Annotated in this window: 19 protein-coding genes; 4 read left to right on the top strand and 15 right to left on the bottom strand. The window is 60.2% G+C overall.

Annotated elements, in window-relative coordinates:
* Positions 1-21 precede the first annotated feature (21 nt).
* From BZL43_RS01795 to iolC, 10 genes are all read right to left on the bottom strand, one after another.
* Positions 22-948: a sugar ABC transporter substrate-binding protein gene (locus tag BZL43_RS01795; RefSeq protein ID WP_095630716.1), complete on the bottom strand. Its 927-nt coding sequence runs from the start codon at positions 946-948 to the stop codon at positions 22-24.
* A gap of 369 nt (positions 949-1317) precedes the next feature.
* The gene (locus BZL43_RS01790) at positions 1318-2370 is read right to left on the bottom strand and encodes a Gfo/Idh/MocA family oxidoreductase (protein ID WP_095630715.1); all 1053 of its coding nucleotides are present in this window, start codon (positions 2368-2370) and stop codon (positions 1318-1320) included.
* Between the two features lie 134 nt (positions 2371-2504).
* On the bottom strand, positions 2505-3365 hold the full coding sequence (locus tag BZL43_RS01785) for a sugar phosphate isomerase/epimerase family protein (protein WP_095630714.1): 861 nt from the start codon (positions 3363-3365) through the stop codon (positions 2505-2507).
* A gap of 126 nt (positions 3366-3491) precedes the next feature.
* A complete protein-coding gene (locus BZL43_RS01780; protein ID WP_095630713.1) occupies positions 3492-4502 on the bottom strand; it encodes a Gfo/Idh/MocA family protein in 1011 nt (336 codons plus the stop codon).
* A 39-nt stretch (positions 4503-4541) separates the two neighbouring features.
* A complete protein-coding gene (gene iolD, locus BZL43_RS01775) occupies positions 4542-6473 on the bottom strand; it encodes a 3D-(3,5/4)-trihydroxycyclohexane-1,2-dione acylhydrolase (decyclizing) (protein WP_095630712.1) in 1932 nt (643 codons plus the stop codon).
* Positions 6474-6581: 108 nt separating this feature from the next.
* Entirely contained in the window at positions 6582-7403 is an 822-nt protein-coding gene (locus BZL43_RS01770; protein WP_095630711.1) for a TIM barrel protein, read from the bottom strand.
* Between the two features lie 25 nt (positions 7404-7428).
* Positions 7429-8931, bottom strand: a complete 1503-nt coding sequence (locus tag BZL43_RS01765) for a CoA-acylating methylmalonate-semialdehyde dehydrogenase (protein WP_095630710.1) — start codon at positions 8929-8931, stop codon at positions 7429-7431.
* A gap of 43 nt (positions 8932-8974) precedes the next feature.
* On the bottom strand, positions 8975-9784 hold the full coding sequence (iolB, locus tag BZL43_RS01760) for a 5-deoxy-glucuronate isomerase (RefSeq protein WP_095630709.1): 810 nt from the start codon (positions 9782-9784) through the stop codon (positions 8975-8977).
* Positions 9784-10674, bottom strand: coding sequence for a myo-inosose-2 dehydratase (iolE, locus tag BZL43_RS01755; protein ID WP_095630708.1), 891 nt, complete (start codon positions 10672-10674; stop codon positions 9784-9786). Before iolE ends, iolB begins: the two co-directional genes overlap by 1 nt.
* A gap of 136 nt (positions 10675-10810) precedes the next feature.
* Positions 10811-12748: a 5-dehydro-2-deoxygluconokinase gene (iolC, locus tag BZL43_RS01750; protein ID WP_095630707.1), complete on the bottom strand. Its 1938-nt coding sequence runs from the start codon at positions 12746-12748 to the stop codon at positions 10811-10813.
* A gap of 311 nt (positions 12749-13059) precedes the next feature.
* Between iolC and BZL43_RS01745 the strand changes: the two genes are divergently transcribed.
* On the top strand, positions 13060-13980 hold the full coding sequence (locus tag BZL43_RS01745) for a MurR/RpiR family transcriptional regulator (RefSeq protein ID WP_095630706.1): 921 nt from the start codon (positions 13060-13062) through the stop codon (positions 13978-13980).
* A 76-nt stretch (positions 13981-14056) separates the two neighbouring features.
* On the top strand, positions 14057-14668 hold the full coding sequence (locus tag BZL43_RS01740) for a glutathione S-transferase (protein WP_095630705.1): 612 nt from the start codon (positions 14057-14059) through the stop codon (positions 14666-14668).
* A 79-nt stretch (positions 14669-14747) separates the two neighbouring features.
* Here the strand turns inward: BZL43_RS01740 and hcnC are convergent, their stop codons facing one another.
* The 4 genes from hcnC to BZL43_RS01720 form a co-directional block, all read right to left on the bottom strand.
* Positions 14748-15983 (bottom strand): cyanide-forming glycine dehydrogenase subunit HcnC, encoded by a 1236-nt coding sequence (gene hcnC, locus BZL43_RS01735; protein WP_095630704.1) that lies wholly within the window; start codon positions 15981-15983, stop codon positions 14748-14750.
* Complete coding sequence (gene hcnB, locus BZL43_RS01730) at positions 15976-17385, bottom strand: cyanide-forming glycine dehydrogenase subunit HcnB (protein WP_095630703.1); 1410 nt, start codon at positions 17383-17385, stop codon at positions 15976-15978. The genes hcnC and hcnB overlap by 8 nt, the downstream gene beginning before the upstream one ends.
* Entirely contained in the window at positions 17382-17696 is a 315-nt protein-coding gene (gene hcnA, locus BZL43_RS01725; protein WP_095630702.1) for a cyanide-forming glycine dehydrogenase subunit HcnA, read from the bottom strand. Before hcnA ends, hcnB begins: the two co-directional genes overlap by 4 nt.
* A gap of 361 nt (positions 17697-18057) precedes the next feature.
* Positions 18058-19008, bottom strand: a complete 951-nt coding sequence (locus tag BZL43_RS01720; protein ID WP_095630701.1) for a hypothetical protein — start codon at positions 19006-19008, stop codon at positions 18058-18060.
* Positions 19009-19279: 271 nt separating this feature from the next.
* Here BZL43_RS01720 and BZL43_RS01715 point away from each other — a divergent pair, with 271 nt between their 5' ends.
* Together BZL43_RS01715 and BZL43_RS01710 are read left to right on the top strand one after the other, a co-directional pair.
* Positions 19280-19963, top strand: a complete 684-nt coding sequence (locus tag BZL43_RS01715; RefSeq protein ID WP_095630700.1) for a response regulator transcription factor — start codon at positions 19280-19282, stop codon at positions 19961-19963.
* A complete protein-coding gene (locus BZL43_RS01710) occupies positions 19941-21335 on the top strand; it encodes a HAMP domain-containing sensor histidine kinase (protein ID WP_095630699.1) in 1395 nt (464 codons plus the stop codon). The genes BZL43_RS01715 and BZL43_RS01710 overlap by 23 nt, the downstream gene beginning before the upstream one ends.
* A 153-nt stretch (positions 21336-21488) precedes the next feature.
* Here BZL43_RS01710 and BZL43_RS01705 read toward each other — a convergent pair whose 3' ends face one another.
* Positions 21489-21995 (bottom strand): DinB family protein, encoded by a 507-nt coding sequence (locus BZL43_RS01705; RefSeq protein WP_095630698.1) that lies wholly within the window; start codon positions 21993-21995, stop codon positions 21489-21491.
* Between the last annotated feature and the right edge of the window lie 65 nt (positions 21996-22060).

The following is a 22060-nucleotide window of genomic DNA, read 5'->3' as shown; positions in this document are numbered from 1 at the left end:
TGTTGTTATCGAACGAACGGATTATTTGAAGGTGTCGACGTTCTGCAGCGTGATCAGGCGATACGGCACCCACACGGCCGGTTCGACCGGTTCGTTCCTGGCCATTTTCACCGCCGTATCGATTGAACCGTCTGCCTGACCCTTGGCGTCCTGGAACACCGAGACCAGCAGAGAGCCCTTCTTCACCGCGTTCAATCCGTCGGGCGTACCGTCGACGCCGGCGATCAGCACACTGCCTTTGGCAACGCCAGCCTGTTGCAGGGCCATGGCCGCGCCAATCGCCATCTCGTCATTGTTAGAGACCACCGCGTCGAATTGGCGGCCCTGCGTCAGCCAGTCGTTGACCAGGGTCATGCCCTTGTCCCGCAACCAGATGCCGGACTGCTCTTGCTCGATCTTGATGTTCGGGTACCTGGTCAGCACCTCTTTTACGCCCTTGGTGCGGTTGGTGGTGGAGTTGTTGGCCAAATCACCGAGCAGAATCACGATGTTGCCCTTGCCGCCCATTTTGTCGGCCAGGTACTGCATCTGCATCTGGCCGGCCTCCAGATCGTTGGAGGCGACAGTGACCACACCTTTGGGCAGGTTCAGGTCATCGGGACGACGATTGACGTACACCAGCGGAATACCGGCCTTGACCGCTGCTTCAGTGATTTTTTTGGTGGCGGCGGTATCCACCGGGTTGACCACAATGGCGTCGACATTCTGGCTGATGAAGCTTTCTACCTGGCTCAGTTGCTTGACCACGTCGCTGCGCGCGTCTTCGAACTGCAGCTTGACGCCATCGGGATAGGACTTGGCTTTGGTGTCCATGGATTCGCGCAGGTAGGTCAGCCAGGTGTCATCGAACTGCGACATGCTGACGCCGATCTTCATGTCAGCGAGTGCGGCACCACTGGCGAACATCAGAGACAAGGCCAGCGAGGCGAAACGGATCTTGGTCTTCATGAAAAGTCTTTCTCCACATTCTTGTTGGTTTTATGGATGAGGCGTGACGATTTCAGTGAACGGGCAAGCGGACAGTCGGTGCACCCGGAATACAGCAAACCAGGGCGCCGTTGCGTTCGACGCAAAGCAAGCGAGAAAAGGAATGAAACGAAATGCGAGGCAGGTCGCCAGTGAGGTGCAGCGCGGAACATAAAACATGCACAGCAGAGGTGAAGGTTTTCATCGACGGTACCTGGCTTCTGTTTCTTGTTTTTTGGGTCCGTCCTTCACTCGTTCAAGACCTGCTTGAGCGTGATCGGACGTTGATAGTCGGCAACCTGGAAATGACTTTATTGGAAAATAATTTCTATATCAACTCATTTTAGAATTTTATTCTGTTTTTATTCCATGACTGCGAAACGGGCTCAATGTCACCACTTGATGGCGCTCGAAGCTGAGCCGCGCAGCGTCTAGCACGCGGGTGGTCGCCAGTGCATCACGGGCGTCGACCGGCAGTGGGCCACCGCTCTGTAACGCGGTTTGTAGCTGCAAATAGAACTGATTCCAGCAACCCCGCTCGGATGGCACCCGTTCACGCACCTCGCCCTGTTCGAACCAGCCCCAGCGCCGATGCTCCTCGACGCCCCAGCGCTCGCCTTCGGATTGGGGCGTAAGCCCGGCGAGGGTTGATGCCTCCTGCCCGTCCAGACCGTCGACGCTGTAGCAGCCCTGGGTGCCGGTCACGCGAAAGCGCGGGCCGGGGGTGTTTTGCAGGCAACTGCCGCCCAGCTGCGAGATCACGCCGTTGGCATGGGCCAGGGACATAAAGAAGCCGTTGTCGAAGCTCTGGCTTTTTTCCAGGTAATCGAGTTCGGCGTAAACCCTGGTGACGGGGCCGAACAACAGGAGCGCCTGATCCACCAGATGGCTGCCCAGATCGCGCAGGAAACCGCCACCGCTGCCGTTGTTCACCGACTGCGGCGAATAGCGCTCGATCCGCGACTCGAAACGGGTGACCTGACCCAGCGCCCCGGACTCGATGAGTTTGCGCACGGTGAGGAAATCCGAATCCCAGCGCCGGTTCTGATAGACGCTCAGCTGCACGCCTTGGCGCTCGGCCATGGTGATCAGGGTTTGTGCTTGTTGCGCATCAGCCGCGAACGGCTTGTCGCTGACCACCGCCACCTCGTGTTCGATGGCGTCGAGTACCAGCGCCGGGCGACCTTTGAGCGGCGTGGAGATCACCAGCACATCGACCCCGGCTTCGACCAGTTGGCCGATGCTGTCGAAGGCCGGCACACCAGGATATTCCGCAGCCAGCCGTTGCCGACGCTCGGCAGAACGGGTAACCACCCCCACGAACGTCGCCGCCGGCAAACTGCTGATCAGCGGAGCATGGAAAAACCGGCCGCCATGGCCGTAACCGACAAGTCCGATACGCATTATCAACTCCTTCTTATGATCGTTCCCACGCTCTGCGTGGTAATGCCGCCATGGACGCTCTGCGTTCGCTTTGTGACGCAGAGCGTCACGGGATGCATTCCCACGCGGAGCGGGGGAACGATCTGTTACGGGGGTTAGCGACAGAGTTCGCGGGTCACGCGTTCGAGCATCATGCGATTGGACTCGTCCGGCCGGTCTTCCCAAGCGAATACCGAGACGGTAGCGATGCCATCGAACTTGATCTCGCGCAACGTGCCGAAAAACGCTTCCCAGTCGACCTCGCCCTGGCCAATGTCCAGATGCTGGTGCACGGTGGCGGTGACGCCCGGCGGGTTGACGATGTAGCGCAAGCCCGAGGACGCCTTGTGGTTGTAGGTGTCGGCGATGATCAGGTGGCTCAGCTTTGAGCAGGCGTATTTGAGCATCGAGGGGATATCACCGACACCGTCGTCATAGAAAAACGTGTGGGGCGCGGCATAGAGGTAGTTGATCCAGTCCCGGTCCAGACCGCGAATGATGTCAACGGACTCATTGTTGCGCTCACAGAAATCGTAAGGGTGCGCCTGGATATCGAGCTTGATGCCTTCGCGTTCGAACTCGGGGATCAGCTCGTCCATGGAGCGCATGAACTGGTTTTCGCACACCAACGGGTTATCCGACTGACCGGTGAACTCGGTGTTGACCAGCTCGCAGTCCATCTCCACGGCAATCTGGATCGCGCGCTTCCAGTTACGCACGGCGGCCACACGCAAGCCTTCATCGGCAGCCGCCCAGTGGTACATCGGTAACAAGGAAGAGAGTTTGACCCCGGTGTCGCTCAAGGCTTTGCGAAATTCCTTGATCCGCGCCTTGTCGACCCGTGGGGCTTTATAGAAGGGCAGGAAGTCTTCCCGGGGCGACAGCTCGATGTGTTCGTAACCAAGCTCGGCAACCTTGTCGACCATCTTGCCCAAGGACAGGTTGCGGTACATGTAGGGATCAAGTGCGATGCGCATGTTTTTTTGTTCTCCATCACCTTATGCTGATCGTTCCCACGCTCTGTGTCCGTTTTGTGACGCGGAGCGTCACGGGATGCATTCCCACGCAGAGCATGGGTACGATCAGTTACAGGGGATTTGGGGTTAGCCGTAGAAACGGGGGCGGTCTGGCAGGCCGACTTTTACGATCTCGCCGCTGTTCTGCGCCTCGATGCACGCGTCGGCTGCGACGGCGGCAGCGAAACCATCCCATGCCGATGGCCCACCGATCTGCCCGGCCCGTACGCCATCGATGAACGCCTGCAACTCGACGTCGTATGCGGCGATGAACCGGTCCTTCCAGTCCATCAGAATCGCGTTGGACAGCTTCGCCCCGCTGCGCAACTGAACCTGCGACGGCTCCGGCAGTTTGGCGATGCCGGTCTCCCCCACCACTTCGCACTGGATGTCGTAGCCGTACTGGCAGTTAACGAACACTTCCACGTCGATGCGCGTGCCCTTGGCGGTTTCCAGCAGCACGATCTGTGGGTCTTTCAAATGGGCGTGGGCCTTGCTGGTCTTGCGCGGGAACACCACTTGCACCGACACATAATCGTCGTCGAGCAACCAACGCAACACGTCCAGTTCATGGATCAGCGTGTCGGTGATCGCCATGTCGGTCTTGTAGTTCTCACCCACGGTCGGGTTGCGGTGCGCGCAGTGCAACATCAGTGGCTCACCAATCTGCCCGCTGTCGATCACTGCTTTGAGTGCTCGATAGCCCTCGTCATAAGGACGCATGAAACCGACCTGCACCAGGCGTTTGCCGTGGGCCACTTCGGCCTCGACGATTTTGCGGCAGCCGTCAGCGGTGACCGCCAGCGGCTTCTCGCAGAACACCGGTTTGCCTGCCGCAATCGCCGCCAGCACGAACGCTTCGTGGCTCGGGCCCCAGGAAGTGACGAGGATCGCTTCGACCTCGGGCGCCTTGATCAGCGCGTGGCCGTCGGGATAGACCTCAGCGGTGAGTTTAAGGTCGGAAACGACCTTCGCAGCTTGCTGCAAGTTGATGTCGGTCACCGCAACGACCTGGCTATTGAGCAAGGTCTGGCTGCAACGACGGATGTGGTCCTGGCCGATGGCCCCGGTGCCGATGACGCCAAGCTTCAAAGACATTTCATGACTCCTAGATTTGTTGTTGTTCGTTCAGGGCAATCAGTACTGACGGGCTTTGGCCAGTCGTTCGTTGAGGGTCTTGGCCACCGCATCGGTGCGGGCGCTGATGGAGACTTGCGCCACGCCGACCCGCCACCACGACAGGTATTTGTGAATCATGGTCTTGGGCAAAACCTTGATATCGATCAGCGTCGACACCGTCTGCAACCGCGCATCCGCCAATGCAGCGTGCAACTCTTCAACGGTGTTCACTGTGTAAGTCTTGCAGCCGTAAGCCGCCGCGCTCATGGCGAAATCCACCGGCACGAAACCGCCATCGAGCTTGCCGGTTTCCGGGTTGCGAAAACGGAACTCGGTGCCGAAGCTGTCCATGCCGTGTTCCATTTGCAGGTTGTTGATGCAGCCGAAGGTCATGTTGTCCAGCAGCACCACGTTGATCTTGCGCCGCTCCTGGATCGAGGTCGCCAGTTCCGAGTGCAGCATCATGTAGGAGCCATCGCCCACCAGCGCGTAGACCTCGCGCTCAGGCTCGGCGAGCTTCACGCCCAAGGCGGCATTCACCTCGTAACCCATGCACGAATAACCGTACTCGACGTGGTAAGTGTTCACGCCCTTGCTGCGCCAGCTGCGCTGCAAGTCACCGGGCAGACTGCCGGCGGCGGCGACGATCACGGCGTCATCGGCCAGGGTTTGATTGAGTACGCCAAGCACCCGACTCTGGGTCAGGCAGGAACCGGTCAGCTCGATGAATTCGCGCAACACCGCCGGGTCCATGTGATCGTTGATTTCCGGCACGAAATCTTTTGCCTGGTATTCGACCTGATAAATGCGATCGACTTCCTCATCCAGTTGCGCCTTGGCCTGGCGGGGTTGATCGCCCCAGCTTGAGCGGTAATCGCCCAATGCATCGGTCAGTGCCTGCAAACCGCTTCTGGCGTCTGCCAGCAGTTGCACACCGTCGAGTTTCAGGGCGTCGCAGGGATTGATATTAAGATTGAGAAATTGCACCTGCGGGTGTTTGAACAAGGATTTCGACGCGGTGGTGAAATCGCTGTAGCGAGTGCCGACACCAATGATCAAATCAGCATCCGTGGCCAACAGGTTCGCCGCCAGGCAACCGGTTTCGCCGATCCCGCCGACGTTCAGCGGATGACTCGATACCAGCGCGCTTTTACCAGCCTGGGTTTCGGCGAAGGGAATATCGAAGCGCTCGGCGAACGCCTGCAACGCCGCATTGGCACCGGAATATCTAACCCCGCCACCGCAAATAATCAGCGGCTTGCGCTTGCCTTTGAACAGCGCCAGTGCATCACCGAGCATCGCTTCAGTCGCCGGACGACGCTCGATGCGGTGCACGCGCTTTTGCAGAAAGTAATCCGGGTAGTCGTAAGCCTCGGCCTGCACGTCTTGCGGCAACGCCAGGGTCACCGCGCCGGTTTCGGCAGGGTCGGTCAGCACGCGCATGGCGTGGATCGCTGCCGTCATCAGTTGCTCGGGACGGTTGATCCGGTCCCAGTATTTGCTCACGGCCTTGAACGCATCGTTGGTGCTGATGCTCAGATCGTGGAACTGCTCGATCTGTTGCAGTACCGGGTCCGGTTGGCGGCAGGCGTAGACGTCGCCGGGCAACAGCAGCAAAGGGATGCGGTTGGCAGTGGCCGTGGCGGCAGCGGTCAGCATGTTCGCCGCGCCCGGGCCCACCGATGAAGAACAGGCGTAGATCTTGCGCCGCAAGTGTTGCTTGGCAAAACCGATAGCGGCATGGGCCATGCCTTGCTCGTTGCGGCCCTGATGCACGATCAGGTCGCCGCTGTCCTGTTCCAGGGCTTGCCCCAGACCCAACACATTGCCGTGGCCGAAAATGGTAAAGATCCCGGCGACGAATTTGCTTTGAACGCCATCGACCTCGATGTACTGGTTATCGAGAAATTTCACCAGGGCCTGGGCCATGGTCAGTCTTGTTGTGGTCATGCTTGCACCTTCCTTTGAAGCTAAATCCGGTGTGTGCTGTGGAATGCGATCAACTGTGGGAGCGGCGGTGCGGCGACCCGACTTGCCCGCTCCCACAGGGTTCCTCCATTAACCTTGGGATTTCTGCAGGTGATCCATGCTCGCGCCGATCGCCGTCTGGATATCCGCCAGGCCATGGACGCTGTCGGCGAACGGTTCGAACGACAGGTAGCCGCTATAGCCGGTAGCGAGCAAGGTCTCGATCTGTGCCGCGTTGCCGAGGATATCGCCCTTACCCACCAGCACCCGGTGGCCATCGCGGATGGTCGCCAGCGGTGCCTCGGCCTCTTCGACGCCGGAGATGTGCACCAGCCCGGTCAGTTCGGGGAAAAACTCATGTTCGCAGGCCAAGTGATGGTGAAAGGTGTCATGCACCAGACGGAACACATCCAGCCCACCCATGGCCTTGATCGCGTCGACCGCGGTGCGTTTGCGCCGCAGCGAGCACTCCTCGAAACCCAGCGGCTCGATGAAACCGAGGATGCCGTGATCACGCAGGATCGGCGCCAGTTCACTCAACGCGGTGCGCAGGCCGGCAGCACGCTGCGCTTCGGTTCGTGGATCGGCGCGCTCGTTCAACGGGCACATCACCAAACCCTGCGCACCGCAATCACGGGCATAAGCGGCAAGTTTCAGCGCGTGTTCGCGGCGCTCGTCATTCCACACATCGAACGGATACAGCGCATTGATCGACAGCACGGTGATGCCTTTGGCCTCGCATAGCTCACGCACATGTTCGGGCGCGGTGCCGTCCTCGATCTCGACGCCCTTGAGGTCATTGCGAATCTCGATGGCGCCGGCCTTGAGGGCCACCGCCAGCTCGATGAACGCGGGCAGGGACAAACGTGGGGCGACCATACGATTCAGGGCGAAACGCAGGGGTTTGCTCATTTTTGTTGTTCTCCGCACAGGTGAGTTATTTGGCTGTCGGCATGCTGAATTCAGGGCCTTTGGCAATGCTGTCGGGCCAGCGCTGCATCACGCTTTTGTAGCGGCTGTAGAAGCGGATGCCTTCTTCACCGTAGGCGTGGTGATCACCGAACAGCGAGCGCTTCCAGCCACCGAACGAGTGCCAAGCCATGGGCACTGGAATCGGTACATTGATGCCCACCATGCCGACCTTGATGCTGCGGGCGAACGAGCGGGCGATGCCGCCATCGCTGGTGAAACACGACACGCCATTGCCGAACTCATGGGCGTTGATCAGCGCCACGGCGCTGGCGAAATCCGGCACGCGCACGATGCCCAGCACCGGACCGAAAATTTCTTGCTGGTAGATGCTCATTTCGGTCGTGACGTTATCGAACAGCGTCGCGCCGACGAAGAAGCCGTTCTCGGCGCCCGGCACCTTGAAGTGGCGGCCATCGACAATCAGCTGCGCGCCCTGGGCCACGCCTTCGTCGATGAAACCTTCGACTTTGGCCTTGTGCTCGGCCGTCACCAACGGCCCCATGTCACTGTCAGCCTTCAAGCCATTGCCGACTTTCAGTTGATCGATACGCGGCAGCAGTTTGGCAATCAGTTGATCGCCGACATCGCCCACCGCCACGGCAATCGAAATCGCCATGCAGCGCTCACCGGCCGAGCCGTAAGCGGCACCGATCAATGCATCTGCCGCTTGGTCCAGATCCGCGTCGGGCATGACGATCATGTGGTTCTTCGCCCCGCCCAGCGCTTGTACGCGTTTGCCGCGCGAGGTCGCTTGCTGGTGGATGTACTCGGCAATCGGCGTCGAGCCGACAAAGGAAATCGCCTCGATGTCCGGGTGTTGCAGCAAGGCATCGACTGCGGTCTTGTCACCCTGAACCACATTGAACACACCGTCCGGTAACCCGGCTTCGGACAATAATTTCGCCATCAGCAAACTGGCCGACGGGTCACGTTCGGACGGTTTGAGGATGAAGCAGTTACCGGTGACCAGCGCCAGCGGGATCATCCACAGCGGCACCATCACCGGGAAGTTGAACGGGGTTACGCCGGCACACACGCCCAGCGGCTGGCGCAGGTTCCAATTGTCGATGCCGCCACCGATGTTGTCGCTGAACTCGGTTTTCAGCAGGTTCGGCGCGCCACAGGCGTATTCGACAATTTCGATGCCACGGGTCACTTCGCCCTTGGCATCCGAGAACACTTTGCCGTGTTCGCGACTGATTATTTCTGCCAGCTCATCGTGATGTTGGTCGAGCAATTCCTTGAACTTGAACATTACCCGCGAACGGCGCAGGGACGATTGTTCGGACCAGGCCGGAAAGGCTTTCAGAGCCGAGGCGACCGCTTCGTCGACGGTCTTCTGGCTGGCCAGCCCGACGCGTGCCTGAACGCTGCCGGTGGCCGGGTTGAAGACGTTGCTGAACCGTTCGCTGCTGCTGTCTTGCACTTGACCGTGGATGTAGTGGCCGATGATCGGGGCGTTGCTCATTGATCGTGTTCTCCGTGCAGAAGTTGGAATTCAGGCGTTCAGTTCACAGGTCAAGCAGCCAACTGTGCTGCGGATCGTTATGGAACTGCCAGACACGTTTCGGGCCGGCCATCACGTTCAGGTAATACGACTCGTAGCCGTAGGGCACGCTGACTGGGTGATAGCCCTTGGGCACGACCACCAGGTCGCTGTTTTCCACAGCCATGGCCTGGTCGATGCTGCGATCGTCGGTGTAGACCCGCTGGAACACGAAGCCCTGGGGCGGGTTGATCTGGTGGTAATAGGTTTCTTCGAGAAAGCTCTGGTGCGGCAAATCGTCGGTGTCGTGCTTGTGCGGCGGGTAGCTCGACGAATGCCCGGACGGCGTACGCACTTCCACCACCAGCAGCGAATGGGCCGGCTCGGTGTCCGGCAGGATGTCGCAGACGTAGCGGGTGTTGGCGCCCTTGCCGCGCACGCTGCGTTTCATGCTGTCGGGTTGGATCAGCCGTGGGCTGTGATTTTCGGCGGTCGAACCGGGCGCGGCGCAGACGGCGATCTGCACGTCGCTGAGTGCGACCACTTGTGCCTGACTACCCGGTGGCAAGTACGCGGCGAACGGCGATTTATCTTCGAAGACCGAGTGGCGATCGCCAATGTTGTCCCAATCAAACGCGCCCTGCCCCGGTGCTTCACCCTTGATGCTGACCCGACCGCTAAGCAACACCAGGCACAATTCCTTGTCGTCGGCACTGATTGGCAGGGTTTCACCGAGGCTCAGGCGATAAGCGGCGAAACCGACGTATTCCAGCTCTCCTTGCCCCAACTCGACCATGGTCCGGCCGCGGGCATTGCTTTTGACCAACAGGCTCATCACGCGGTCCTCTCGTTGAGCAACGCACGCAAGGTGTCGTAGCCTTTTTTGGCATAGACGTAACTCGGTGCCACCGCTGGGTCCTGCTCGGCCTCGACCACCAGCCAGCCTTGGTAATCGGCGCCCAGCAGGACGTTGAGCAAGGCGCCGAAGTCGATGTCGCCATCGCCGGGCACGGTGAAGGTGCCGTTGATGATGCAGTCCGGAAAACTCCACAGATGGTTGCGCGCCAATTGCACCACCGGTTTGCGCACGTCCTTGAAATGCACGTGGCAGATGCGTTCGATGTGTTTGCGCAGCACCTGCAAGGGTTCACCGCCGCCCATGTAGCAGTGGCCCGAATCGAACAGCAGGCCGACTTCGCTGCCGGTCAACGCCATCAGCTTGTCGATGTCGGACGGGGATTCGACGTAGGCCCCCATGTGGTGGTGATACGCCAGGCGCACGCCCTGGGCCTGGGTGAAGCGCGCCAGTTCGGTGAGTTTGTCGGCGTATTCCTGCCAGGCTTGGTCGGTGTGGAAACGCGGGCGCTCGACCAGTGGAATGCGCTGGCCTTGAATGGAATCGGCGACTTCGCCATAGACCAGCACCTTGGCGCCGTTCTTCGCCAGCAACTCGACATGGCTGGCGATGGCGTCGATTTCCTCGGCCACGGAACGGCGGGCCAGACGGCTGGAATACCAGCCGGAGACCAGCGCCAGGTCGTAGGGCCGCAGCACGTCGCCGACGCCTTTGGCATCTTTGGGGAATTTACCGTTGAGCTCGAAGCCTTCGTAGCCGATGTCCTTGCCTTCGCTGAGGGCAGTGCTCAACGGCGTCTCGCCACCGAGGGACGGCAAGTCGTCGTTGCTCCATGAGATCGGGTTGATGCCAATTCGGATAGCGGGCATGGCTGCACCTTTTATTGTTTTCTAAATTACCGTTGAGTCTGAGGCCGCCTTCGCGGGCAAGCCTCGCTCCTACAGAACACCGCAGCTTCCCGTAGGAGCGAGGCTTGCCCGCGAAGAACGATAACGCGGCGTTATGTCAGGCCCGGGCCATGCGCCAGGCGTCGATCAGTTCGACGAACGTGCCCTGCACCTGGCGGATCAATGTTTGGTCATCGATTTCACCGGCCATCCATGCGCGGCTCGGCTCCTGGAAAATCGTCCGGCCCACGGCAAAACCTCGGCAGCACTGGCTCTGGCTGGCCTGCTGAAACCCTTCGGCCAAGGCCGCCGCCGGGGCATTCAGGCCCAGCAGCACCACGCCACGGCAATACGGATCGCGTTCCTGAATCAGCTCGTCGAGCTGCTTCCATTGCTCGGCGCTTTGCGCTTCGATCTTCCACCACGCCGGGTAAATGCCCAGGTTGTAGAGGCGCTTGAGGGCGCGATACAGCACGTCCGGATGCGCGGACGGGTGATCCTTGGGCGGAATGATCTCCAGCAGCAGTTCATGACCGCTGACTTGCGACGCCTGATACAAACCCTTGATCTGCGCTTCCTGCTCCAGACGCAGCAGTGGCTCGTCATCGGGATGGAATTGCACCAGGCACTTGATGATTTGTTCCTGCGGCCAAGCGATCAGGTTGCTGCCAATCGAACGCCCGTGTTCGAACGCCAATGGCCGCGAGCCCTGTACTTCCACCGGCCGCGCCACCCACCAGCCACGACCGGTGGCGGCGTTCAGTGCGTCCTGACCGAAACGTTGATCGGCCAGCAAGCCAACGTCGGCCTCGACGCCCTGCTCACGCAGATCCGCTTCGACCCGCTCCACGGCCTGGATAAAGAGTTGTTTGAGTTCGCCAATACTGCTCAGGTCGCGCCCGCCCTTGTGGGCCAGTTCCACCAGTTGCCCACGATGATCGAAGGCGAAGATGAACAGTTGCTTCCACTGTTTGCGCGGCACGCTGACCTGATGCAGGCGCTGCAACACGGCGTCCTGATCCGGCCGGGTGATCGGCACCGGGCTGTTGAACAGATAGTCGAGTTCGGCGCGGGTCGGCATTGCCGGGGCGCAGGCATGGCGCGACACCACCAGAGCGCCGCAGGCATTGGCCAACTGGCAGCAGCGCTCATCGCTGGCATCCTCCAGCCAGCCGCTGAGGAAACCCGACATGAAGGCATCGCCGGCCCCCAGCACATTCAGTACTTCGACGCGCACACCGGGATAAATCGCGCCGTCTTCAAGACGCGCCGGAATCGCTCCGTGAATCACCGTGCAGCCTTGCGGGCCGAGCTTGACCACCAACGTCGCCGTACTCAGTTGCCGAACATTGCGCAGCGCGGTGAGTAAATCTTCGGAACCGCCGGCGATCAAAAACTCTTCTTCAGTGCCGACGATCAGGTCGAAACGCGGGAGGATTTTCTGCACGTGCTGGCTGACGTTCTGGTCGGCGACGAATCGGGTTTCGCCGTCCGCCTTGCCGGCCAGGCCCCAGAGCACCGGGCGATAGTCGATGTCCAGCACCCGTTTGACGTTGTGCTTCTCGGCATAGTCCAGTGCCTGGATGCTCGCCTTGTAGACGCCGTCGGTGGAGAAATGGGTGCCGGTGATCAGCAGGGCTTTGCTGGAAGCAATGAAGGCTTCGTTGATGTCTTCGGCGCGCAACGCCATGTCGGCGCAGTTTTCGCGGTAGAACACCAGGGGAAAGGTTTCTCGGTCCTTGAGGCCCAGCAGGACCATAGCGGTCAGGCGTTCCGGATCGACCTTGATGCCGCTGATGTCGCAGCCTTCGCGGGCTAGCGATTCTACGAGGAAGCGACCCATGTGGTCGTCCCCTACCCGGCTCAACATTGCCGATTTCAGACCCAGCCGAGCGGTGCCGAAAGCGATGTTGGCGGACGACCCGCCGAGGTATTTGGCGAAGCTGCTCACATCCTCCAGCCGCGCCCCGACTTGCTGCGCATAAAGGTCGACGCCCAGGCGCCCCAGGCAAATCAGATCCAATTGACGCCCACTGGCAAAACGAGTCTGGCCCATGCTGGCTCCTGTTATTTTTATCAGCCTGCGTTCGGGGCGATGAAGGCGCCGAACACTCTTGGTGGATGCAGACTAAAACGACCAGGACCCAACAATCAATAATTATTCCAAATATTTTTCACATGGAATATTTTTTCCAATAAACTTTCTACGCAAGCGTTCCAGACACAGTGCATCGTTTCAGCAGAGCCGATAACGGCCGCAAGCTCAAGATTTTATTGGGGCCTAACCTGTAGACTGCGCACAGCCAACCTATCGTCAGGGGATGACCCGCCTGTCATCTCTATAAGCACAAGCCAGAAGGATTCCTTATGTCCCGCACCGATCAGCCGGCCACGACCGAGAGCACGCCCGACAGCGATCTGGTCAGCCCTCCGGTCAATGCCGAGCGTTTGTTGCAGCTGATCACCGATGAATACGAAAGCCTGCCACGCCAGCTCAAACGCATTGCCAGCTACATGAGCCAGCAACGCGACCGGATCATGGTCGACCGCATCAGCGATATCGCCCGCGAATGCGAAGTGCACCCGTCGGCCATCGTGCGGTTTTCCCAGCGTTTCGGCTTCAGCGGGTTCAGCGAAATGCAGGCGCTGTTTCGCGAGGCCTATACCCACAAAACCACGCCGGTGCAGAACTACCAGCAGCGTATTCGCAGCATGATCGCCAACAAGTCCCAGAAGGCCAGCGGTGGCGATCTGGCTCGCGAATGCATCAACGCCACCCTGTCGGGCATCGAACGGCTGGGGCTGGAGCTCGATGACCAGGCCTTCGACAAAGCCGTGGACCTGGTGGTGAATGCCGACAACATCTATGTGGTCGGGGTGCGCCGCTCGTTCGCGGTAGCCGACTACCTGGTCTACAACCTGCAACACACCAACAAGCGCATCCACCTGGTGTCGGGGCTGGGCGGCAGTTACCGCGAGCAGATGCGCAGCGTGCGCGCCAATGATCTGGTGATCGCCATCAGCTTCACGCCCTACGGCAAGGAAACCCAGCACTGCCTGCGTATTGCCCAGCATCATCAAGCGAAAACCCTGATCATCACCGACAGCAACCTGTCGCCATTGGCCAAGCGCGCCAACACCGTGCTGTTGGTCAACGAAGGCAGTTCGTTTGCCTTCCGCTCGCTGAGTGCGACCTTGTGCCTGTGCCAGGCGCTTTTCATCGCCGTGGCTTATCGACTGGAATTGAAGGTTGATGAGATTCATGAGCAGGCGGGCTTTGAGGATTAACGCGAAGCCGTTTGCAGGTCGCTGAACCTCGGCTAAGGTTGTCCATCCCCCATGGACCGTCTGAAGGAGAGGCTCAATGAAACTGATCGGCATGCTGGATTCGCCCTATGTGCGACGCGTCGCCATTTCTGCCAAGTGCCTGGGCATACCGCTGGAGCACGAGTCGGTTTCGGTATTCAGAAACTTCGAACAGTTCCAGCAGATCAACCCCGTGGTGAAGGCGCCGACCCTGGTGCTGGATGATGGCGAGGTGTTGATGGATTCGACGCTGATCATCGACTACCTGGAGGCTCTGGCCGCGCCGGGTAAAAACCTGATACCCAACGATCTGGAGCAACGCCTGCGCTCGCTACGGCTGACCGGCCTGGCGTTGGCGGCGTGCGAAAAATCGGTGCAGCTTTACTACGAACGCAACCTGCGGCCGGCGGAAATTCAGTACGCGCCCTGGGTGGAACGGGTCGAAAAGCAATTGGCCGCGGCGTATTCGGCGCTGGAGCGGGAGCTGGAAAAACAGCCGCTGAAGATCGACGGTTCGATTGCGCAAGACGGAATTACCCTGGCGGTGGCCTGGAGTTTTACCAAACTGGTGGTGCCGGATCAGGTGGAGGCCGCGCAGTTTCCCCGGATAAATGCGTTCACAGAGTATGCCGAGGGGCTTGAGGTGTTTGTCGGTACGCCGATTAACTGAGCCACAACGATCGTTCCCACGCTCTGCGTGGGAACGATCATCATGCGGGCGTCCTCAAGCCAATTCCATTCCCTTCGATTCAACCTGCGGCATCCCCTGCAAACCGATCCGCCAGAAACGGCGTGATGTCCAGCGGCAACGGCTCGTTGTTCACCAGTTTGTCCAGCAACACGCCGGTAATCGCCGACGTCAGAATACCGGTGCGGAAATGTCCGCAGGCATTCAGATAACCCTCTACCCCTCGCATCGGCCCAAGAATCGGCAGCTCGTCCGGCGAGCCCGGACGCAACCCGGCCCAGCAGCGTTTCAGGCTGATATCGGCCAGCGCCGGAATACACCGCAGCGCGCCTTGCACCAGGCCGCTGATTTCCGGGTAGGTGGTGGTCACGTCGAAACCCTTGTTTTCCGTGGTGCTGCCGATCAGGATTTCGCCGTTGTCTTTCTGCGCCACGTAACAGTCGCTGGTGGTCAGGCAACCGTGCAGGATCTTCGGCATGCGCTCGGTCAGCAGGATCTGGCCTTTCACCGGGTTTACCGGAATGCGAATACCGGTGGCCTGTTCGCTGAGGTCGGCGGCCCAGGCACCGGCGGCGTTGATCAGCGTATCGCAACGGAATACGCCGGCCTCATCAGTCAGCACGCCGTTGACCCGCGAGCCGTGCTTCAACACACCGGTGACATTGGTGTTGAAATACAGGTCCACACCGTTCTGCCGTGCGCCTTCGGTGTAGGCATCGGCCAGGCGGAACGGGTTGACCTGATGGTCGCAAAGAAACTCCAGCGCGCCCCTTGCCTCATGACTGACGCTCGGCTCGGCTTCGCGCAAGGCCGCTTGATCGAGCCATCGCAGTTGATCCGCCAGGTGCGGAATACAAGCGACAATGTGCTCGGCATAGAGCCGGTCTTCATCGTCATAGATCACGAATTTCAGTCCGGTTTTCTCGAACTTGAAATCCATCCCGTGATGTTCCTGCAACTCCCGGTGCAGGTCCGGGTACATCGCGTTGGACTGCAAGGCGAAATCGAAGAATGCCTGCGGCAGGATGTGCGGCGTGCTGGAGTCCACCGCCACGGCGGCGCCATGGGCTTGGCGCTTGCGATTGGCCGACATCATGCGAAAAAAGATCACCCCGCATCCCAGCCCCACCGATTCGCCGATCGCCCACAAGCCACCGGCCGAAGCGCGGGTCGCATTGCCAGGACGCTTGGCGTCGATCAACGCGACTTTCAGGTGTTTGCGCTTGGACAATTGATAGGCGCAGGACGCCCCGATCACACCCCCGCCGGCGATGACCACGTCGTAAAACTTACTCATGGCTTGCGGCCTCCGTGCCCACAGGCTGAAACGCTGAAAAAGGAATCGGGTCGACGGGGAAACGCGGTCGCAGCCAACCCACATCCTGCCGGCCGGTGGCTTCGCGCAAACGGTCGGTGCAATACCCCACGCACATGCGGCCCTGACAATCGCCCATGCTCACACGGGTGCGCATTTTCAGGCCGGCCAGGTCTTGCACGCCCTGCTCCAGCGCCCGATCAATGTCGGCGCGGGTCACGTGTTCACAGCGGCAGATCACCGTGTCGGCGGCGGGCAGTGCGGTCTGCCCGGCGCCGCGCTCGGTGTAGCGGTCGACGGCAGCGCGAAAGCGCACGATGGATTTGAGTTTCGACAGGCAACGGTCGCGCCGCACAAGCGCCAGTTCCAGGTCCAGCACATTGCGTTGCAGAAGGATCGATACCGCCGCGATCCGTCCCGCGAGCATGGCCGCTTCGCCACCGCGAATCCCGCCCATGTCACCGGCCAGGTGCACGTGAGGCTCGCTGCTTTGCTGCCAGACATTGGCGCTGGCCCGCAGATAGCCGTCGGCGCTGAAACAATGACTCAGGCCCATTTGCTGGCTGAGTTGCGTGCGTGGAATGAAGCCGTAGCCGACCGCCAGGGTTTGCGCGGCAACGTGCTCGGCACCACTGAGGTCTGGAACCCACGTGCTGGAGTACGGCGCGACGGTCACCGATTTCAATTCGCCCTCGCCCTGTGCCTCAACCACGCCCCAGCCATAATGCATGGGAATGCCGTGCAATTTCAGGTACGCAAGCATGCTCAAACCGTCGAGAAACAGCTGTGGCTTGTTCAACAGCGCGAGGCTTTCCCGAGCGATCTTGCCAAACGCGCACGCCTCAAAGACCCCGGCAACACTCACCCCGCAGGTATGCAGCTGGCAGGCCACCAGCGGCAACAACGGACCACTGCCCGCGATCACCACCGGGCCTTGCGGTTTTACGACGCCGCTCTTGATTTGCAGTTGCAGACCACCCAGCAGGATCACGCCAGGCAAGGTCCAGCCGGGAAATGGCACGCTGCGTTCATGGCAACCGGCAGCCAACAGCAACTGCGAATACTCGATTTCCTGCAGGCGCTCATCGGCGTCCAGCAGCACCAATGCGCGAGTGCCTTCAGCACCCACCACGCGATGGTTCAGGCGCACATCGATCAGGCCCGACTGCTCCCGGAAATCGCCATGCAGTTTGGCCAGCGCTTCTGAATAGCGCGGCCCCAGATAGTCCAGTTGAACGTTATCGCGCAACGGGCCTCGATAGACCACCCCACCCAGGCGCGAGGCTTCCTCCAGCAAAGTACACCGCACGCCATGCCGGGCCAGTTCAATGGCCGCCGCCATACCCGCCGGCCCGCCGCCGACGATCACCGGATGCAGGCTCATGGCGCTTGCCATCCGGTGATGCGGTTGGCCCGGGTTTCGACGTCCATGCCCTCTCGCACGATCGTCTGGCAGGCGCGACGTTTATGTCGGCCATTGATTCTCACCAGGCAGCATTGGCACACGCCCATGCCGCAATAGGCACCGCTGACTTGATCATGATCGTTGCGGGCCACTTGGCGTATACCCAGTGATTGAATGACCGTCAGGACGGTTTCGCCGATGGCGGCGTTAACGGTTTGACCATTGATGCGCACAGTCATGTCCGCCCGCACCAGCGGCTGGATATCGAAGGTTCTGTCTTGGCGTTGCATTGTGGCGTTCATCCTTGAAAGGTTCAGGTAAGGGTTGCCAGCTCCATGCTGCACTTACACTTGCGATGGCCCGATGAGATAAAAAAACGAGGGGCCTGCTCGGGTACTGGTCGATGCCGCAACAAGGGCCTGGATTGTTCACGGTAAGGCATGCCCTCGAACGAAACATTGATCCAGGCCAGTAAAAGCTGCCGCGCTTTTCACCGGGCATCCGAAAAGCAAAACGCCGCTTCTACCTGAAGCAGAAGCGGCGCTGGCAAGTGCCTCAAAGGGGTCACGTGAGCAAGGCAATCAGAATGATGATCGGGATCGGTACACCGAGAAAGAACAGCAATATAGAGCGCATGAAGGTTCTCCTGGGTTAGCGAACAGGTGGCAGCGTCGTGGTTGTGGTGGTGGTCACGTAGGCATCGATTTCCAGGTACTCCACGGCATCCCGACGACGACCGCCGAAGATCGCGGCGAGGCTGGCAAAAAATGCACCGGCCAGTAGCGCGACAAACATCCACAACGCGGTCAAGGCTGCGACTTTAGCTGCGGTGTCAGCCGCTTGTTGCGCCGTCAGTTTGGCGTCGGCGACGGCTTTTTGAGTACGGGCATAGACTTCATCGACACGGCGCTCGGCGTCCGCTTGAGTGAGGTTGGTCCGCTGGGCGACCAGTTGCGCCAGGTAGGCCCGATCCTCGGGCGCCAATTGACCCTCATTGCGCAAGCTGCGCGCAAAGATCCGGGTGACGGTGCCATTGACCGCGTCTTCGCTGACGGCGACGGGCCTATCATCGCGAAACAGGCTGTCGATGAAGTAACCGTAAGGGTCATTGTCGGTGTTAGCGACCGCGCTGCCGGCAGCCTGGGTCATGGCGCTGGCGGCACCGCCGGCGACCTTGGCCCCGGCCTGCACACCGCCGCTGACGATGTTGCTGACCGAGCCGACCACCAGGGTCGCGGTCACCAGCGTCGCGATACACCAGGCCAGGAAGCCATGGGCCGTATCACGGAAGTAAACTTCATCGCCATGCAAGTAGGCCCATCTCACCCGCAGGCGACCGGCGATGTAGCCACCGAGCCCGGACGCCACGATCTGGGTAAAGGCCAGCCACACAATCGTCGAGATACCCAGGCTTTTGGCGCTGAGGCCTTCATGGGCCCACGGCGAAACCGCCGAAAAACCCAGGCCAAACCCCAGCAGCACGAGGATCAGCGACAACGCCGCAGCCGCCGCGGCCCCGGCGAAGATAGCGGCCCAGGACACGCCCGAGTGCGTGCTGAACTCATCTGCGGCAGGATAAAAACCATCAGAGGATCTGTTCATTGTTGTAGTGCTCCAGGCAGGTATTACAACTCGTCAAACGAGCAATTGCAGTCACCGTGCCAGTCGCGCCACCTGGAAAAATATTTCTATTTCAATGAGTTGAAAACAATGAACTTCTCAGGACCATGCAGATTGCAAGAATACGGCCCTGACGGCGGGTTTTATGCATTGGTCAAAACGGGCCTGCATGAAGTTTTATTTAGAAAACCATCGATCATTTCTTGGCAAAATGCCGCGCAACGTCTTGAACATTCTAATCAGGCAAAGCCCTATGACCCGCATCTTGACCATCGAAGACGACGCTGTCACCGCCCGGGAAATCGTCGCCGAACTGAGCAGCCACGGCCTCGACGTGGATTGGGTGGACAATGGCCGTGAAGGCCTGGAACGCGCGGTCAGCGGTGACTACGATCTGATCACCCTCGACCGCATGCTGCCGGAGCTCGATGGCCTGGCGATTGTCACCACCCTGCGCACCTTGGGCGTGGCCACGCCGATCCTGATGATCAGCGCCCTCTCCGATGTCGATGAACGAGTGCGTGGCCTGCGCGCCGGCGGTGACGATTACCTGACCAAACCGTTCGCCACCGATGAAATGGCCGCCCGGGTCGAAGTCCTGTTGCGTCGACAGAACACCATGACCGCCCAGGCCACCACCTTGCGCGTGGCCGATCTGGAGTTGAACCTGATCAGCCACGAGGCCAGTCGCGACAGCCGGTTGCTGACGCTGTTGCCCACCGAATACAAGTTGCTGGAATTTCTGATGCGCAACACCGGGCAGATTCTGTCTCGGATGATGATTTTCGAAGAAGTCTGGGGTTATCACTTCGACCCCGGCACCAACCTGATTGACGTGCACATCGGCCGCTTGCGCAAAAAGATCGACCCGCCAGGCAAAGCCCCACTGATCCGGACGGTGCGAGGCTCGGGTTATGTCATTGCTGAACCCCTCTAAAGGCTGGCGCTCCTCCAGCAGCCGCTTGCTGGCCCTTTACAGTTCGCTGTTCGTGGCCTGGAGCGGGATTCTGATGGGCGTCATGTATTACGAGGTGTCCAATTACCTGGACACCCTGGCCAAGCATTCGTTGATGCAACGTCAGCATCTGTTTTCTCGCTTTCAGGGCGCACAACTGGAGGATGCCCTCGCCGCCAGCGTGACCTTCGATGTGCGTGGCATTGATGCCTATGGCTTGTTCGATGACCAGCGGCGTCACCTCAGCGGGCCCTTGCGCCAGATTCCCCAAGGCCTGCCGCTGGACGGCAAGATTCATATTCTCAGCGACTGCGTCGATGCCGATGACCCGACCCTGCCCGCCGACAGTTGCGATGCCTCGGCGACCCGGACCCTGGACGGGCGCTGGCTGGTACTGATGCGGGACAACGGTTCGTTGTTTGCGGTGACCCGGATCATTCTGCATGCGCTGCTGTGGGGCGTGTCGCTGACCATTCTGCCCGGCATCGCCGGCTGGCACTTATTGCGAAGGCGCCCGCTGCGGCGGATCCGGGCGATCCAGGCCAGCGCCGAAGCCATCGTCGCCGGCGATTTAACCCGACGCCTGCCGTTGTCCAACCGTCGTGACGAGCTGGATATGCTCGCCGCCATCGTCAATGCGATGCTCGAACGCATCGAGCGCTTGATGAACGAGGTCAAGGGCGTATGCGACAACATCGCCCATGACCTGCGCACACCGCTGACGCGCCTGCGGGCGCAGCTGTACCGGATTCAGCAACAGGCCGATGAGGGTTCGACGCTGGCCGTGCAACTGGATTGCGTGCTCGGCGAGGCCGATACGTTGATGGCACGTTTTCGCGGCTTGTTGCGGATTTCCGAGCTGGAAGATCGCCAGCGCCGTTCGGGTTTCGTGCAACTGGACCCGGTGCCGTTGCTGCAAGAGTTGCATGACTTTTATCTGCCGCTGGCCGAAGAAGGCCAATTGACTTTTGAACTGCAACTGCCCGAGCCCTTGCCCTGGCTCAACGGCGACCGGGCGCTGCTGTTCGAAGCCCTGGCGAATTTGCTGAGCAACTCGATCAAGTTCACGCCGCCCGGTGGCGAGGTGATTTTGCGTGGGGTAAATGCTGCAGGCCATACGCGGATCGAAGTACTCGATTCCGGTCCCGGCATTGCGCTGGCCGAGCGTGAGGCGGTGTTTCAGCGCTTCTATCGCGCCGAAGGTGGTACCCCGCAAAGCGGATTCGGTCTGGGGCTGTCGATCGTCGCGGCGATTGTCAGCCTGCATGGGTTTACGCTGGAAGTGGGCAGCAACGAACCGGGAGGCGCGTTGTTGGTACTCGATTGCCGGCAGAGCCTGATTGCTCAGGCCTGATCCAAATCTCCTGAACTGACACGTAACCTGTGGGAGCGGGCTTGCCCGCGATGGCGGCCTGACAGAGAAAGCTATGTCGCCTGACACTCCGCTATCGCGGGCAAGCCCGCTCCCACAGGAGATTCGTTTGGGTCGGGAACTGCAGGGTTTGACTCAATACCCCGGAACCTCGCGCAGAAACACCGGCAGGTCGGTGATTGGCGGCATGGCCGGTATCTCGCAGTACATCTGGACCACCCAGCCTCGGTGAAAGCTGGCGTTGTTGACCACGTGCAACAGTATCGCGCCGGCACTCATGACCCCGTTTTCGCCCGAAACCGAGGTGAATTCGATGGGTTTGTCCAGCGAGTCTTCGGTCTGGGCCGAGCTCCATCCACAAAACCATTGATCGATCTCCTGTTGCACCAGTCGCAGCTCGGTGAGTTCAGGATGAAGCAGCCCATGGGAGGTTTTGAAGCCGTGACCGCGCCCTTCCAGATGCGCCTGCCAGATGCAGTCGACCACGTAGACATGGTTCAAGGTGCCGATAATGTTGTTGAACACCGACACCCGTTTGCGGTTGAGCTCTTCCGGTGGCAGGGCCATAAGGCTGTCGAAGAGTCGCTGATCGGCCCAGCGCCTGTAATCGGCGAGCATGCGGGCAGTGCGTACGTTGATCATCAGAGGTCTCCCATATCGATGGGCGCATTGCCAAGAATAGCCCGCTCGGTGGATGCCATTACAGA

Source organism: Pseudomonas sp. PICF141, assembly GCF_002286815.1.
Taxonomy (GTDB): Bacteria; Pseudomonadota; Gammaproteobacteria; order Pseudomonadales; family Pseudomonadaceae; genus Aquipseudomonas.
Note: the sequence above shows the minus strand (reverse complement) of the source record. Positions and strands in the feature narration are given on the sequence as shown.